Raw genomic sequence first — 15,866 nt, 5'->3', positions numbered from 1 at the left:
CCGACCTGCATTGGTCACGCTGGGTTACGGCATCTGGGGGACCGTCCCGGGAAAACCCGTGGGGGACGGCCCCGGAAAAACCCCTATTTCACCGCCCCCGCCATCACCCCCGACACGAACTGCCGCTGGAACGCGAAGAACACGGCCAGCGGGATCACCATGGAGATGAACGCGCCGGGCGCGAGGACGTCGATGTTGTTGCCGAACTGGCGTACCTGGGTCTGGAGCGCGACCGTGATCGGCTGGCTGTCGGCGTTGGTGAAGACCAGCGCGATCAGCATGTCGTTCCACACCCACAGGAACTGGAAGATGCCCAGGCTCGCGATCGCGGGCCCGCCGAGGGGCAGCACGACCCGGGTGAACAGCCGGAGTTCACCCGCGCCGTCGAGCCGCGCGGCCTCCAGCAGTTCGCGCGGGATCTCCGCGAAGAAGTTGCGCAGCAGGAACACCGCGAACGGCAGCCCGAACCCGGTGTGGAACAGCACCACCCCGAAGATGGACCCGAACAGCCCTATTTTCCCGAAGAGTTCGGCGATCGGGATGAGCGCCACCTGCACGGGCACGACGAGCAGCCCGACGACGCCGAGGAACCACCAGTCCCGCCCGGGGAACTCCATCCACGCGAACGCGTACCCGGCGAGCGCCCCGATCACCACGACAAGGAGCGTCGCGGGAACGGTGATCAGCACGGTGTTGAGGATCGAGTGGGTGATGTCCCCGTTCTCCAGCAGCTTGGTGTAACTGCGCACCGTCAGCTGCGAGGGCGCGGTGAACACCTTCCACCAGCCGCTCGCGTTCGTCTCCTCCGGCGAGCGCAGCGACGACAGCAGCAGCCCGACCGTCGGCACCAGCCAGAACAGCCCGACGACGACGAGCACGACGCGTACGACGCCGCTGTTGACCTTCTCCACAAGGGACTTGAGCACCGCCGTACCGTCCGCCCTCACCGGCGCACCTCCTGCCGCAGCCGCCGGATGTTGAACCACATCACCGGGATCACGAGCAGCAGCAGAAGCACCGAGATGGCGCTCGCGATGCCCGGCTGGTCCTCGGAGAAGCCCTTGCGGTACAGCTCCAGCGCGAGGACGTCCGCGTCGGCCTGCGAGGAGCCCGGGGCGATGATGAACACCAGGTCGAACACCTTCAGTACGTTGATCATCAGGGTGACGGCGACGACGGCGAGGACGGGCGCGAGCATCGGTACGGTGATCCGCCGGAACACCTGCCACTCGTTCGCCCCGTCCACCCGGGCCGCCTCCATCAACTCCCTTGGCACACTGGCGAGTCCGGCGGCAATCAGGACCATCGCGAACCCGGCCCACATCCAGATGTACGCCCCGATGATCGACGGCGTCACCAGCGAAGGGCCCAGCCAGTTCAGGCCGTTGTACGGTTCGGTGAAGTTGCTCGCCGGGAGCCGGAGTTGAGCGCCGTCGGCGGTGGCGGGGAGGCTGAAACTTCCGTCGGCCGCCGCTTTCGCGGACGCGACGACACGGCCGTCCCTCACCGCCTCGACGCGCATCCCGGCGTACCCCAGCTCGCCCGGATCGGGCTGCCCGAGCCGGCCGACGCCCTTGCCACGGGTGAAGTCCTGCCAGGTGACACCGGTGACCCGGTCCGCCTCCGGAGCCTTCGCCGCCGCCTGCCGCGCGTCCTTCGGCATCTTGTCGGGGGCGACGCCGACCAGCGGCAGCAGCACCGAACTCCCCACGTGCACCGGTGACTTGGTGAGGAACCCGCCGCCCTGCGCGGTCAGCGGCGACGCGCGGCCCGGGTGCGCGCTGGGGAAGGCGGAGGACTGCGCGAACGTGTCGTGGACGGCGACGACGACCGCGTTCGCGACGCCCTTGTCCGGGTCCTGGTCGTACACCAGACGGAAGATGATCCCGGCGGCCAGCATCGAGATCGCCATCGGCATGAAGACGACCAGCTTGAACGCCGTTCCCCAGCGCACCCGTTCGGTCAGCACCGCGAAGACCAGGCCGATGGCGGTGGTGAGGGTGGGGGCGAACACGACCCAAATGACGTTGTTCTTCAGGGCCGTTCGGATGCCGTCGTCCTTGAAGAGCGCCTTGTAGTTGTCAACTCCCGTGAAGGAGTGGCCGGACTGGTCGTAGAGGCTGCGCACGAGCGAGTACCCGATCGGGTAGAGCAGGAGCGCGCCGAGCAGGACCAGGGCGGGCAGCAGGAAGAGGAACGCGACCGTCTTCCTGGTGCCCGTCACGCTCTTCCGGCGGGGCGGTTTTTTCCGTGCCGTCGCCTTAGCGTTCGCCGAAGTGGCCGACATACCCGGTCAGTTCCCGTACGCCGCGGCGGCGTCCGCTTCCAGTTTCGCCTGCGCGCCCGCCACGTCGGAGGGGTTGCGCAGGAAGTCCTGGAGGTCCTTCCACTCGCCCTTGCCCGGGGTGCCGCCGAACGCCTGCGGCGCCTGGTCGGACATGTCGAAGCGGAAGTCGTCCCCGGCCTTGATCAGCCCCTCGGCGATGGTGCGCTGCACGTCGTTCGGGTACGCCGAGAAGTCCACGTTCTTGTTCGGCGAGAGGTAACCCCCCAGCTTCGCCTGGATAGTTGCCGCGTCCGGCGAGGCCAGGAACTGCGCGAGGGCCTGGGCGCCGGGGGAGTCCTTGAAGATGACGGCCGCGTCACCGCCGGAGACGACGGGCACCGTGTCGCCGACCTTCGGGAACGGGAACACCTTCGCGTCCGTGCCGATCTTCGCCTTCGTCTGCGCGATGTTGACCTGCACGAAGTCGCCCTCGTACACCATCGCGGCCTTCGGCTGGTCGCCGCCGGTGAAGGTCTGCGTCACGGAGTTGGGGAACTGGAGTTGCAGCGTGCCGTTCGTGCCGCCCGCCATGAGGTCGGGCTTGCCCCAGATCTGCGCGAGCGTCTTCAGCGCCTGCGTCACCGACGGGTCGGTCCACTTGATCGTGTGCTTGGTCAGCTGGTCGTACTTCTCGGGCCCCGCCTGCGAGAGGTAGACGTTCTCGAACCAGTCGGTCAGCGGCCAGCCGTCGGCGCCCGGGATGGAGAACGGCGTCACGCCCGAGTCGTAGATCGTCTGCGCGGTGGACATGAGCTGGGCCCAAGTCGTCGGCACGGTCGCGCCCGCGTTCGCGAAGACCTTCGCGTTGTACCAGACCAGCGACTTGTTGGCGGCCTTGTAATAGACGCCGTACTGCTTGCCGTTGACCTTGCCGATGTCCTGCCAGCCCTGGGAGTAGTTCTTCCGCACCTCCTTCAGGGCGTCCCCGGTCACCGGCTTCGCCCAGCCCTTGTCGACCGCCTGCTTGATCGCGCCCGGCTGCGGCAGCATCGCGACATCCGGCGGCTGGCCGCCCGCGATCTTCGAGCCGAGGAAGTTCACGATCGGGTCCTGGGCCGGTACGAACGTCACCTTCGCGCCGGTCCGCTTCTCGAACTCCGCCAGCACCTTCTTGAAGTTGTCCTGCTCGGCGCCGGTCCAGACGGCGGCGACCTCCAGGCTGGTGCCGTTCAACCGGGGGAGTTTCAGCCCGCTTTCACTGGTTCCGCCGCTGCTCGCCTTCGCGCCGCCACTGTTGTCGCCGCTGCCGCCGCAGGAGGTGAGCGAGAGCGTCAACGCTCCCGCGAGGACCGTCGCGGCTGCCGTCTTCGCGGTCCTGCCCGAGCTCCGCATCCCTGCCTCGTTCCGTTGTCGTCCCTGTGAACTACGGGTCTAGTGCCGGGCAGTTGGCGACGGCAAGGGCGCGTGTGCCGTCAAGCGCACGATCGTGATCGCGTTGTGACGGAGGGTTGTGGAGGAGTGGTGAAGGGGGGTGGGTGGGGGTGATGGGGATCGGGGGCGGGCTGTCGGGGCGGTCGCAGGGAGGTTCGGCGGGGGCCGGTCACCGGGGGTTCGGCGGGGCCGGTCACAGGAGGGGCGGTACCTCGGCCGCCGCGACCTCCCGCGCGGCCCGCTCCAGCGCGCTCGCCAGCAGCGCCAGGTCGGTCGGCCCGTTGCCCAGTTCGCGCACCTGGCGCCGGGCCGGCGGATCGCCCATGCGCTGCCACTCCAGCGGCGTGACGGTCGGCCGCAGCGTCGCCGTACGCGGGATGCGCCCGGTGACCCTGCCGCCCTGGAACGGCGTCGTACGCCCGTCAGGGCCCGCGACCCGGCCCCGGCCCGGCACGGGGTCGTCCGCGGCCGTCCCAGGCGCCTCCAGGGCGATCCTCAGCCCCGCCCGCCGCGCGGTCTCCGACTCACCCGTACGACCGTCAGGGCCGGCCGCCGCCACGAGGTGTACCCCGAGCCGCTCACCCTCACGGGCGACCGCCTCCAGCGCGCGCATCACGGAACCCGCCGAGGGCCGCCCCGGCGAGCCGAGCGCCGGGGACAGCAGGGCGTCCAGGTCGTCGACGACGACGATCAGGCGGGGGAGGGGGGCGGTCGGGGCCACCGGCTGACGGGACTTGGCGGCGCCGGGGCGCAGACGGATGGTCGTACTGGGCGGCGCGTCCAGGTCGGCGGCGCCGTCGGTGATGGGGGTGGGGCGGGGGTTGGGGTTCTGGGGCGGGATGCCTGCGCGCGGGGAGGCGGGGGGGCCGGTGCGGGGGGAGGGCTGGCCGGTGGTGCTCTGCCAGCCGGCGTCCGCCGAGGAACCCGCGCGCGCGGAAGGGGTGCTTTGCCGGCCGGCGTCCGGGGAGCCCGCGCGCGTGGGGGATTGGCCTGAGGTGTTCTGCCAGCCGGCGTCCGGAGAACCCCCGCGCGCGGGGGACTGACCCGGCACACCCGCGCGGGCGCCGCCCTGGGACGACGCCCCGGTGACGGTCGCTCCTTGCCGGCCCGCCCCCGCCGTCACCCGGTCCCCCGAGGTCGCCGCCTGGACCGGCGTCCCCGCGCGCGTGGTGCCCCGCTGGGCGATCAGCTGGCCCGACACCGTGTGCCGGCGGTGCCAGTCGGTGAAGTCGGTGCGGCCCAGGAGCTCCGCGCGGCGTTTCAGCTCGGCGGTCAGGGACTGGGCGAACTCCCGCATACGGACGGGGTCGTTGGCGGTGAGGTGGGTCGTGACGTGCGGCAGGTCGGTGCACACGCGCAGTCCGTCGCCGGGCGCCTCGGCCCCCTTGCCGACGCTGTCGCGGCCGTCCATGAGGACCACGCTCAGCCGGTCGGGCCGCTCGGCGGCGGCCAGCGACGCGACGACCGCGCGCAGCAGCTCCGTACGACCGCTGCCGGAGGGTCCCTCGATCAGCAGGTGCGGCCCGTCGGCGGCCAGATCCACGGTCACGGCGCCGCGCGGCCCCGCGCCCAGCACGACCCACGCCCGCCCGCCGCTCGCGCCCGCGTCGTCGTCGGCGTCCGCCCAGCGGGCCATCAGCGAGGCCGGGGTGGCCCGGGCCAGCCCCAACTCGTCCAGCAGCCGCGCGGACTGCGGCAACGGCACCGACACGCGCGCGTGCTTCTCGCCCCCGCCCCCGGCCCCCTCGGGCCGCAGCGGAGCCAGCGCCCGCGCGAACCGTTCGGCCCAGGCCGCGGAGACGGCGTCCACCGCGCCCGTGGTGCCCTGCCCGACGGGACCCGCCCCGCCCGGCGCGACCCGCACCAGCCGCAGCACCGTCGCGACGTCCCCCGTCAGCAGCCCGGCCGCCCCGCACTCACGGAACACCGGCGCCACCGCACAGGCCGCCTCGTACGCCTGCGCCACCGGCAGCGCCAGCGCGCCCGCGTCGGTCTCCGCCAGCACCAGCACATGCACCCCGACCGCCGGCCCCCCGCGCGCCAGCCTGCGCAGCGCCTCCCGCAACGCGGGCGCGCCCGGGTCGCCGTCGACGATCAGCAGCGTGTACGGCCCGGCGAACCCGGACCCGTCTTCGGGACGCGCCCAGGAAGGGCGCTGCGGGGCCTGCTCGGAGGACATGGGCGTCGGGTGCCCCGCCATGCCGAACCCGTCCGCCCCGTCGGCGTCCGGCGCGGCGGCGTGCTGGCCGGGAGCGCCCGTACGCGCCGGCGCGGCACCCCGGGTCTGGCCCGGAACGGGAACACCGGGGCCGCCCGCACTCCGGTACCCGCGCTGGGCCGGAACCCCCGCGGTCTCCTCCTCGACCCTGCGCAGCAGCTCCTCCACGCGGGCCATCGCCTGCTCCTGGTCGTACGCCAGCAGCAACCGGCAGTCCTGCCCGCGCGCGGGCCGCACATGCGGCAGCCAGCCCAGCCAGGACCACTCGGCGGTGCGCTCGGCGAGCGCGCGGCCGGGGTCGGTGCTGAGGAGGACGACGTCCAGGGTGTCGGGGGAGTGCAGCGCGACCAGCTGGGCCAGCACCGCGCGGGTCAGGCCCGACAGGCGCGGGCGCGGGCCGGCCAGGCCCAGGGCGCCGGCCTCGCGCAGGCCCGTCGTGACCGGCACGGCGGGCAGCAGGCCGGAGCCGTCGGGCGCGGGCCGGTCGGCGGTGGCGAGACGGACCGTCAGGGTCTCCGGGTGGCCCGGGCCGCGCTCCCACAGGCGGGGGCCGGGGCCGAGCGCGGTCAGCAGCAGCGCGGCCGGGTCGGGCCAGACGTCGGGGCCGGGCAGGGCCGCGGCCGAGGGCACGTCGTCGGCTTCGCGCGCCGGGTCGTCGTACGCGTCCTGCTCCTGGGCGGTGCGGCCTCCGGCCAGCCGGCGGGCCCACGCGGAGAGGCCGCCGCGCTTGCGGCCCGTCAGGTCCGTGGGAGGGGCCAGGCGGGTGCCGCTGCCGTGGGTGTCGTCGTCCGCGTGCGGCGGTGGCACCGGGACGGGCTGTTCGGGCCAGTCGACGGCGCCGTACGCGTGGGTGGTCCTGCCGTCGGGCACGCGCGCGTGGGGGGCCACGCGGATGTGGCCCTCGCCGTCGGGGGTGGTCTCCGCGCGCGCGGCGTCACCGCCGGGGGCGGCCAGGCGCAGGGCCGACTCGCCGATGCGCAGGAGCGCTCCCAGAGGGAAACGCACCGCGCGCTCGCCCACGCGGGTGCCGTCGAGGGCGGTGCCGTTGGTGGAGCCGAGGTCGGCGACGGTGACGCGGCCGTCGGGCGTGAGGGTGACCGCGCAGTGCAGGCGGGAGACGTCCGGGTCGTCCAGGGGGACCTCGGCGTCGGTGGAGCGGCCGATGCGGATCTCGCCGCCGTGCAGGAGGTGGACGCCGCCGGCGTCGGGGCCCGCCACCACGTGCAGCCGCGCGGGGGCGTCGTCGATCTCGGGATGCGGCTCGGGGGCCGCGGGGCCGCCCAGGGAGAGGATCGCGCCGTCGGTCAGCGGGGGTTCGCCGAGCACCGCGCGGGTGGCGTCCAAGCGCTGCTCACCGGCGTACAGGACGACCGCCCCGCTTCCGGCGGGCTCCCCCGTGACCGCCGAGGACAGCGCGGGGGCCACCGCCGACAGGGCCGTACCCGCCGGGGCCGTCACCAGCACGTCGCGGCTCGCGAAGGGGGCCCGCGCCTCGGAGGGCGGCCCCTGCGGGTCTACGACGGTCAGCCGGATCTGCATCGCCGTCAGCGGTCCCTTCTGCACCGGGCGCGGGCCTTCCCCCAAGCTCCGCGCGAGCACGTCGGCCAGTAACCCGGCCAGTACTGAAAGGCATCCTCGCACCTGCCACCGACAGCCCGGGCCCCGTCCGCCGCCAAGTGATCTTGATTGGTCGGCTCTGCCCGTAAAAGTGCCTGACGGATGTCCCGCGAGCGATCACTTGAGATCCGTCACGTTTCGGAAACGGCAACCACCGGACCGGCGGATGCGTCTTTCCGATGAATCGTGGGGCGATTGCGTGCTCTTGCCGTCGAACGTGCGCGGGAAGGGGTACGTAAGGCCCCGTAGAAGCCACTCGACGACCACAGACGGACGACAGGCCCGTCCCAGGGACCCCGCACTACAGTGGGGCGGGACAGGGTGACGGACATCAGCAGGGAGCGCGTGACGTGCGGCCAGTCGGCAGCAAGTACTTGCTGGAGGAGCCGCTCGGACGCGGCGCCACCGGCACCGTGTGGCGTGCCCGCCAGCGGGAGACCGCCGGGGCCGAGGCAGCCGTGCCGGGCCAGCCCGGGGAGACCGTCGCGATCAAGGTCCTCAAGGAGGAGCTCGCGAGCGACCCGGACGTCGTGATGCGGTTCCTGCGCGAGCGCTCCGCCCTGCTGCGGCTGACCCACCCGAACATCGTCCAGATCCGCGACCTGGTCGTCGAGGGCGATCTGCTCGCCCTCGTCATGGACCTCGTCGACGGCCCCGACCTGCACCGCTACCTGCGCGAGAACGGCCCCCTGATGCCCGTCGCGGCCTCCCTGCTGACCGCGCAGATCGCCGACGCCCTCGCCGCCAGCCACGCCGACGGCGTCGTCCACCGCGACCTCAAGCCCGCCAACGTGCTCCTGAGCCAGCACGACGGCCAGATGCACCCCCTGCTGACCGACTTCGGCATCGCGCGGCTCGCGGACTCCCCGGGGCTGACCCGCACCAGCGAGTTCGTCGGCACCCCCGCGTACGTCGCCCCCGAGTCCGCCGAGGGCCGCCCGCAGACCTCCGCCGTGGACGTCTACGGCGCCGGCATCCTGCTGTACGAACTCGTCACCGGGCGCCCCCCGTTCGGCGGCGGCAGCGCCCTCGAAGTGCTCCACCAGCACCTCAGCGCCGAACCGCGCCGCCCCTCCACCGTCCCCGAGCCCCTGTGGACGGTCATCGAGCGCTGCCTGCGCAAGAGCCCCGACGAACGGCCCAGCGCCGTCAGCCTCGCGCGCGCGTTGCGGGTCGTCGCCGAGGGCGTCGGCGTCCACGCCAACTCCATGCAGATCGCCGCCGCCGAGGGCGTCGTCCACCTGCTGGCGCCCGATCCGGCGCCGACGGCCGTCCCCGGGGCGGAGGGCGCACAGGGCGTGCAGGGCGCCTACGGGGGCGTGTACGACCCGGCCGCCGCCACCAGCGTGCTCCCGCAGACCGGCGCGCACAGCGGCTCGTACGCCGGAGCGCACACCGGTGCGCCGCAGCCCGCGGGCGCCGCCGATCCGACCGCCGTGCTCCCGCAGACCGGCGGCCCGCAGGGCGCCGCCGACCCGACGGCCGTCCTGCCGCCCGTGCCGCCGCACCAGCAGGGCGGGCCCGGTGCCCAGGGCGGACCCCAGGAGCCGCACCCCTGGCAGACGCAGCTGCGCGCCGCGCGGGACCGCAACGAGCAGACGCAGATCCAGTACCTCGACCCCGGCGAGGACCCCTTGCGCCGCCGCCCGCAGCGGCAGGTCGCCCGCCCCCAGCAGCAGCCCCACCAGCCGCAGCACCAGCCGCCGCCACAGCCCCCGTACGGCCAGCAGCAGCCGCAGGGCTACGGCTATCAACAGCAGCCTCAGCAGCCCCAGTACGCGCCGCCCCCGCAGGCCCCGCAGCCGCAGCGGTACGCGCCCGCGCCCGAGCCGGAGCCGCGCGCTCCCCGTGAGCCCCGCGAGCCCCGGCAGCGCAGCGCCAACCCGATGCGCATCCCGGGACTCGGCTGCCTCAAGGGATGCCTCTTCACGATCGTCATCCTTTTCATCGCCGGCTGGCTCATCTGGGAGTTCTCCCCGCTCCAGCAGTGGATCGGGGACGGCAAGGGCTACTGGCAGCAGCTGACCGACTGGTTCCACTCGATCACCGGGGCGTTCGGGAATTAGGACTGCGTAGTCATGACTGCGCAGACATGTCCGCGTAGTCATGACAGCGCTGACATGACTGCGTTGACATGACTACGCAGTCAACTGGGCGTCGACTCTGGGGATTTGTCGACACCTGCCGGGTGATTTCCGGCTCCGCTGTGAAGGTTGGATCCTCGGACGCGTACTTTTAGCTGCAACGCGCGTCGGTAGGAGCACTCTTGGCACGGAAGATCGGCAGCCGGTACACCGCTCACCAGATCCTGGGGCGGGGCAGCGCCGGGACAGTGTGGCTGGGTGAGGGGCCCGAGGGGCCTGTCGCGATCAAGCTATTGCGTGAGGACCTGTCCTCGGACGAGGAGCTGGTGGGCCGGTTCGTCCAGGAACGGACGGCGCTGCTCGGGCTCGACCACCCCAACGTGGTGTCCGTGCGCGACCTCGTGGTCGACGGGAACGACCTCGCGCTGGTCATGGACCTCGTACGGGGCACCGATCTGCGCACCCGGCTGGACCGGGACCGCAGGCTCGCGCCCGAGGCGGCGGTGTCGATCGTCGCGGACGTCGCCGAGGGGCTGGCCGCCGCCCACGCGGCGGGGGTCGTGCACCGGGACGTCAAGCCCGAGAACGTCCTCCTCGACATGCAGGGCCCGCTCGGGCCCGGCGGCTCGCACCGCGCGCTGCTGACCGACTTCGGCGTGGCCAAGCTGATCGACACGCCGAAGCGGACCAAGGCCACGAAGATCATCGGTACGCCGGACTATCTGGCCCCCGAGATCGTCGAAGGCCTCCCCCCGCGCGCGTCGGTCGACATCTACGCCCTCGCGACGGTCCTGTACGAGCTTCTGGCGGGCTTCACACCTTTCGGCGGCGGTCACCCCGGGGCGGTCCTGCGCCGGCACGTCACGGAGGCCGTGGCGCCCCTCCCGGGCATCCCCGACGAGCTCTGGCAGCTCCTCGTCCAGTGCCTCGCCAAGGCCCCGGCGTCCCGCCTGCGCGCCTCGGAACTCGCCGCCCGCCTCAGGGAACTCCTCCCGTCCCTCTCGGGCATGCCCCCCCTGGACGTCGACGAGCCCGAGACGGAGCTCCCGGACCACCCCGAGGAGCCCCAGGACCGCGAGGACCACGAACCGCGGGGCAAGTCCGGTGTGCGCCGGGGAGCGGTCCCCCTGGTCCCCGGCGCGAAACCGGACTCCAACAGGGACACCCACACCTCGATGCGGGTCCCCGCGGAGGACGAGCTGGCCGGCGGCGCCCACGGCACGGCCAGGGTCCCCCGCACCCCCGGCTCCCCCCGCCCCGGCTCGGCCCGCAACCGCACCACCACGCGCCGCCGCCGCATAGCCCTGACGGCGGCGGCCCTGACGGTGGCGGTGGCGGCGGCCCTGGGAGCCTGGCTCTCGACAACGACGGACACCCCACCGAACTCCCCACAGTCGAACACGTCTCCGGCGGCTCCCTGAGGGGCGCCGCCGACGGACACCGACCCGGGGAGGCGGGGCAGGTGCCCATTGCCCCGGGGGCCCTCCGGATCCTCATCCACCCCTGCGCGGGACCCCCTGTCAGTGGTTGCCGTTACGCTGGGGGGGTGGCAGTCGTCGATGTATCCGAAGAGCTGAAGTCCCTCTCCTCGACCATGGAGTCGATCGAGGCCGTTCTGGACCTGGACAGGTTGAGGGCTGACATCGCCGTGCTCGAGGAGCAGGCGGCGGCGCCGTCGTTGTGGGACAACCCGGACGAGGCGCAGAAGATCACCAGCAAGCTGTCCCACCTCCAGGCGGAGGTCCGCAAGGCGGACACCTTGCGGGGGCGGATCGACGACCTCAGTGTTCTCTTCGAGATGGCCGAGGAGGAGGACGACCCCGACACCCGCGCGGAGGCCGAGAACGAGCTGACGGCCGTCCGCAAGGCCCTCGACGAGATGGAGGTCCGCACCCTCCTCTCCGGTGAGTACGACTCCCGCGAGGCCCTCGTCAACATCCGCGCGGAGGCCGGTGGCGTCGACGCCGCCGACTTCGCGGAGAAGCTCCAGCGGATGTACCTGCGGTGGGCCGAGCAGAAGGGCTACAAGACCGAGCTGATCGAGACGTCGTACGCCGAAGAGGCCGGCATCAAGTCGACGACGTTCGCGGTCCAGGTGCCGTACGCCTACGGGACGCTCTCCGTCGAGCAGGGCACGCACCGGCTCGTGCGGATCTCGCCCTTCGACAACCAGGGGCGCCGCCAGACGTCGTTCGCCGGTGTCGAGGTCCTCCCCGTCGTCGAGCAGACCGATCACATCGAGATCGACGAGTCCGAGCTGCGGGTGGACGTCTACCGCTCCTCCGGGCCCGGCGGACAGGGCGTCAACACCACCGACTCCGCGGTGCGCCTCACCCACCTCCCCACCGGCATCGTCGTCTCCTGCCAGAACGAGCGCTCGCAGATCCAGAACAAGGCGACCGCCATGAACGTCCTCCAGGCCAAGCTCCTCGAGCGCCGCCGCCAGGAGGAGCAGGCCCGGATGGACGCCCTCAAGGGTGACGGCGGCAACTCCTGGGGCAACCAGATGCGGTCGTACGTCCTGCACCCCTACCAGATGGTCAAGGACCTGCGGACCGACTACGAGGTCGGCAACCCCGAGGCCGTCTTCAACGGGGAGATCGACGGCTTCCTGGAGGCCGGCATTCGCTGGCGCAAGCAGCAGGAGAAGTAAGCCTGTTGGTTTGTCGACAAGGCAACCCCCCTCGCCGGCGAGGTCATCTCGCCCGCGCCTGAGGGGGGTTGCCTTTTGCCGTCGGCCCCTTGTCCGGCCGTCCGCCCGATCACACCCCCGATGTCTGGGTTTTACATCACACTCACACGCTTCCCCGCCCCGCATAGCGCGCGCACCGGACATTGCGTACGCAACAGCCTTGACGTTGCTTTGAAAAGTGGGAAGGGTGCACGGTGGCACGCGTGTCTTTGGGGCGCATGTGAACCGGGGGACATACGCGTCAGCTCTGGCCGCCCCCGTCGATCACTGTCCTTGGCGCGGCCTCTTCGACGATCAGCTACTGGGGGTAGCAACCACATGACCAAGAAGACGCGGATACGCGTCGCGCGGATCGCCGCCGGCGCCGTGATCGCCGCGGGTGCCTCGCTGACGGTGGCCGGTGTCGCCTCCGCCACCGGCACGAGCAACCTCACGGACACCTCCGTCGCCACCGCGACCGAGGGCAACGAGAACGGTGGGGGCAGCGGTGGCTGCGACCTCATCGTCATCTGCGAGTCGGGCGGCACCGAGTCCTCCGGCGGCTCGTCCACCGGCGGCTCCAGCACCGGCGGCGACGAGTCCTCCGGTGGTTCCAGCAGCACCGGCGGCTCCTCCACCACGGGCGGCGAGTCCTCGACCGGCGGCGAGTCCTCCACCGGCGGCTCCACCTCGACCGGCGGCAGCTCCAGCACGGGCGGCTCCACGACCACCGGCGGCTCCTCCAGCACCGGCGGCGAGTCCGACGGCGGCCTGATCGGCGGCGGCGACTCCTCCACGGGCGGTTCCAGCAGCACGGGCGGCTCGTCCTCCACCGGTGGCTCGTCCAGCACCGGCGGGTCCTCCTCCACGGGCGGCTCCTCCAGCACGGGCGGCGAGTCCTCCACGGGCGGCTCCAGCTCGACTGGCGGCTCCTCCAGCACCGGCGGCTCCTCCACCGGCGGTTCGAGCAGCACGGGCGGCTCCTCGTCGACCGGCGGCTCGTCCTCCACCGGCGGTTCCAGCAGCACCGGCGGCAGCTCCTCCACCGGCGGCTCGTCCAGCACCGGCGGCGACAGCTCCACCGGCGGCTCGTCCAGCACCGGCGGCGACAGCTCCACCGGCGGCACCGCGCCCAACGGCAACGACAACTCCACCCAGGAGCAGGGCAGCTCCGCCCTGACCGACACCGGCTCCTCCTCGACCTCGGGCACCTCCGCCCAGGGCAACGGCCAGGAGCTGGCCGAGACGGGTGCCGGCGAGACCTCCTTCATGATCATCGGCGCTGCCACGATGATCGCGGGCGGCATCGGCTTCCGCTTCCTCCCGCGTCTGGTCGAGGGCCGCGGCGCGACCGCGGCCTGACCCGAACGACAGCGAAGAGGCCCGGAGCAGCCGGCTCCGGGCCTCTTCCCTTACCAAAAAACTACGCTCCGTGACCGAACTCTCACGCGGTCTGATGCGCCAGCAGCGCGAACGCCGCGATCAGCACCGCCAGCAGCCCGATCAGCGCCATCGGATTCAGGCCGCCCCAGTTCCCGCTCTCCTGCTGCAACCGCTCGCGGTTCGCCCGGCACACAGGGCACCGGCCCTCGCTCACGGGCGCCGCGCAGTTCGCGCACACCAACCGGTCGTACGTCATGCGCTCGCCCTCCTCGCACCGGTTCCTGTACCTCATAACGTCCACGGGAACGCGAACGTTCCCACTCCACTGTGCCAGGTTCCCCGCAAGGGTGCGCCGGAACGCCCGGGAAGGGGGCCCGAGGGGGCCCTGGGCGTCGTACTCGCCGCACAAATGGACACAAGACCCCAGGAAGTCCGTCCCGTGCCTGCGCCCCCGTACCCGGGTCGCGTATGGTCACGCTCATCTACCCCCGGCTACCCGTGGTGCACCCGTGATCCGATTCGACAACGTCTCCAAGGTCTACCCCAAGCAGACCCACCCCGCCCTCAGGGATGTCTCCCTGGAGGTGGAGAAGGGCGAGTTCGTCTTCCTCGTCGGGTCCTCCGGGTCCGGCAAGTCCACTTTCCTGCGGCTGATCCTGCGCGAGGAGCGCTGTAGCCATGGTCAGGTGCATGTCCTGGGCAAGGACCTCGCCCGGCTGTCCAACTGGAAGGTGCCGCAGATGCGCCGCCAACTGGGCACCGTCTTCCAGGACTTCCGGCTGCTGCCGAACAAGACGGTCGCCGAGAACGTCGCCTTCGCGCAGGAGGTGATCGGCAAGTCCAAGGGCGAGATCCGCAAGTCGGTGCCGCAGGTCCTCGACCTGGTCGGGCTCGGCGGCAAGGAGGACCGCAGGCCCGGTGAGCTCTCCGGTGGTGAGCAGCAGCGCGTCGCCATCGCGCGGGCCTTCGTCAACCGCCCCAAGCTGCTGATCGCCGACGAGCCGACCGGCAACCTCGACCCGCAGACCTCGGTCGGCATCATGAAGCTGCTTGACCGGATCAACCGCACCGGTACGACCGTCATCATGGCGACGCACGACCAGAACATCGTCGACCAGATGCGCAAGCGCGTCATCGAGCTGGAGAAGGGCCGTCTCGTCCGCGACCAGGCCCGCGGCGTCTACGGCTACCAGCACTGATCCGTCCCCGGAAAGGCCCCAAGTACACGCCATGCGTGCCCAGTTCGTACTCTCCGAGATCGGTGTCGGTCTCCGTCGCAATCTGACGATGACGTTCGCGGTCATCGTCTCCGTAGCCCTCTCCCTGGCCCTGTTCGGCGGCTCGCTGCTGATGAGCGACCAGGTCAGCACCATGAAGGGCTACTGGTACGACAAGGTCAACGTCTCGATCTTCCTCTGCAACAAGAGCGACGCCGAGTCGGACCCCAACTGCGCCAAGGGCGCGGTGACCGACGACCAGAAGAAGCAGATCAAGTCCGACCTCGACAAGATGTCGGTGGTCGAGCGGGTCACGTACGAGTCGCAGGACGAGGCGTACAAGCACTACAAGGAGCAGTTCGGCGACTCCCCGCTGGCCAGTTCGCTCACCCCGGACCAGATGCAGGAGTCGTACCGGATCAAGCTGAAGGACCCGGAGAAGTACCAGGTCATCGCGACCGCCTTCGACGGGCGGGACGGTGTGCAGTCCGTGCAGGACCAGAAGGGCATCCTGGACAACCTCTTCGGGCTGCTCAACGGCATGAACTGGGCCGCCCGCGCGGTGATGGCGCTGATGCTGGTCGTCGCCCTGATGCTGATCGTCAACACTGTGCGCGTCTCGGCGTTCAGCCGGCGGCGCGAGACCGGGATCATGCGCCTGGTCGGCGCCTCGGGCTTCTACATCCAGGCGCCGTTCATCGCGGAGGCGGCGGTCGCCGGGCTCATCGGCGGCACCGTCGCGTGCGGGTTCCTCGTCGTCGCGCGGTACTTCATCATCGACCACGGCCTGGCGCTGTCGGAGAAGCTGAACCTGATCAACTTCATCGGCTGGGACGCCGTGCTGACCAAGCTCCCGCTGATCCTCGCGACCAGTCTGCTGATGCCCGCCCTTGCCGCTTTCTTCGCGCTGCGCAAGTACCTGAAGGTGTGACGCGAGTACCCCTTGATGTGACGCACGCCCCGAGGGCCGTACGGGCAA

11 protein-coding genes are annotated in these 15,866 nt (G+C 71.7%); 6 read left to right on the top strand and 5 right to left on the bottom strand.

All coding sequences use genetic code 11. The annotated features are described in order from the left end of the window. Nucleotides 1–83 precede the first annotated feature (83 nt). The 4 genes from ACYUD3_RS33815 to ACYUD3_RS33800 form a co-directional block, all read right to left on the bottom strand. Nucleotides 84–947 carry a carbohydrate ABC transporter permease gene (locus tag ACYUD3_RS33815; protein ID WP_470978633.1) on the bottom strand — a complete coding sequence of 288 codons (864 nt, stop codon included), beginning with the start codon at nucleotides 945–947 and terminating at the stop codon, nucleotides 84–86. Beyond that, complete coding sequence (locus tag ACYUD3_RS33810; protein WP_470978630.1) at nucleotides 944–2,224, bottom strand: carbohydrate ABC transporter permease; 1,281 nt, start codon at nucleotides 2,222–2,224, stop codon at nucleotides 944–946. The genes ACYUD3_RS33815 and ACYUD3_RS33810 overlap by 4 nt, the downstream gene beginning before the upstream one ends. Before the next feature lie 69 nt (nucleotides 2,225–2,293). Continuing rightward, entirely contained in the window at nucleotides 2,294–3,658 is a 1,365-nt protein-coding gene (locus ACYUD3_RS33805; protein ID WP_470978627.1) for an ABC transporter substrate-binding protein, read from the bottom strand. Nucleotides 3,659–3,890: 232 nt separating this feature from the next. Beyond that, on the bottom strand, nucleotides 3,891–7,454 hold the full coding sequence (locus tag ACYUD3_RS33800; protein WP_470978741.1) for an FHA domain-containing protein: 3,564 nt from the start codon (nucleotides 7,452–7,454) through the stop codon (nucleotides 3,891–3,893). Nucleotides 7,455–7,882: 428 nt separating this feature from the next. On the opposite strand from ACYUD3_RS33800, the gene ACYUD3_RS33795 reads away from it, so the two are divergent. The 4 genes from ACYUD3_RS33795 (at nucleotide 7,883) to ACYUD3_RS33780 (ending at nucleotide 13,649) form a co-directional block, all read left to right on the top strand. Continuing rightward, entirely contained in the window at nucleotides 7,883–9,598 is a 1,716-nt protein-coding gene (locus ACYUD3_RS33795) for a serine/threonine-protein kinase (protein WP_470978625.1), read from the top strand. Nucleotides 9,599–9,798: 200 nt separating this feature from the next. Beyond that, complete coding sequence (locus ACYUD3_RS33790; RefSeq protein WP_470978622.1) at nucleotides 9,799–11,037, top strand: serine/threonine-protein kinase; 1,239 nt, start codon at nucleotides 9,799–9,801, stop codon at nucleotides 11,035–11,037. A gap of 125 nt (nucleotides 11,038–11,162) precedes the next feature. Beyond that, complete coding sequence (prfB, locus tag ACYUD3_RS33785; protein WP_470978619.1) at nucleotides 11,163–12,269, top strand: peptide chain release factor 2; 1,107 nt, start codon at nucleotides 11,163–11,165, stop codon at nucleotides 12,267–12,269. A gap of 357 nt (nucleotides 12,270–12,626) precedes the next feature. Next, nucleotides 12,627–13,649, top strand: coding sequence for a hypothetical protein (locus ACYUD3_RS33780; protein WP_470978616.1), 1,023 nt, complete (start codon nucleotides 12,627–12,629; stop codon nucleotides 13,647–13,649). Nucleotides 13,650–13,731: 82 nt separating this feature from the next. Here the strand turns inward: ACYUD3_RS33780 and ACYUD3_RS33775 are convergent, their stop codons facing one another. Further along, nucleotides 13,732–13,926 (bottom strand): hypothetical protein, encoded by a 195-nt coding sequence (locus tag ACYUD3_RS33775; RefSeq protein WP_470978613.1) that lies wholly within the window; start codon nucleotides 13,924–13,926, stop codon nucleotides 13,732–13,734. A gap of 253 nt (nucleotides 13,927–14,179) precedes the next feature. Between ACYUD3_RS33775 and ftsE the strand changes: the two genes are divergently transcribed. Further along, nucleotides 14,180–14,869 (top strand): cell division ATP-binding protein FtsE, encoded by a 690-nt coding sequence (gene ftsE / locus ACYUD3_RS33770; protein ID WP_187749347.1) that lies wholly within the window; start codon nucleotides 14,180–14,182, stop codon nucleotides 14,867–14,869. 31 nt (nucleotides 14,870–14,900) lie between these two features. Beyond that, a complete protein-coding gene (gene ftsX / locus ACYUD3_RS33765; RefSeq protein WP_470978609.1) occupies nucleotides 14,901–15,818 on the top strand; it encodes a permease-like cell division protein FtsX in 918 nt (305 codons plus the stop codon). Nucleotides 15,819–15,866: the final 48 nt, after the last annotated feature.

Source organism: Streptomyces sp. AMJ-169 (assembly GCF_055597585.1).
This window is presented reverse-complemented; position numbering and strand designations above follow the sequence as displayed.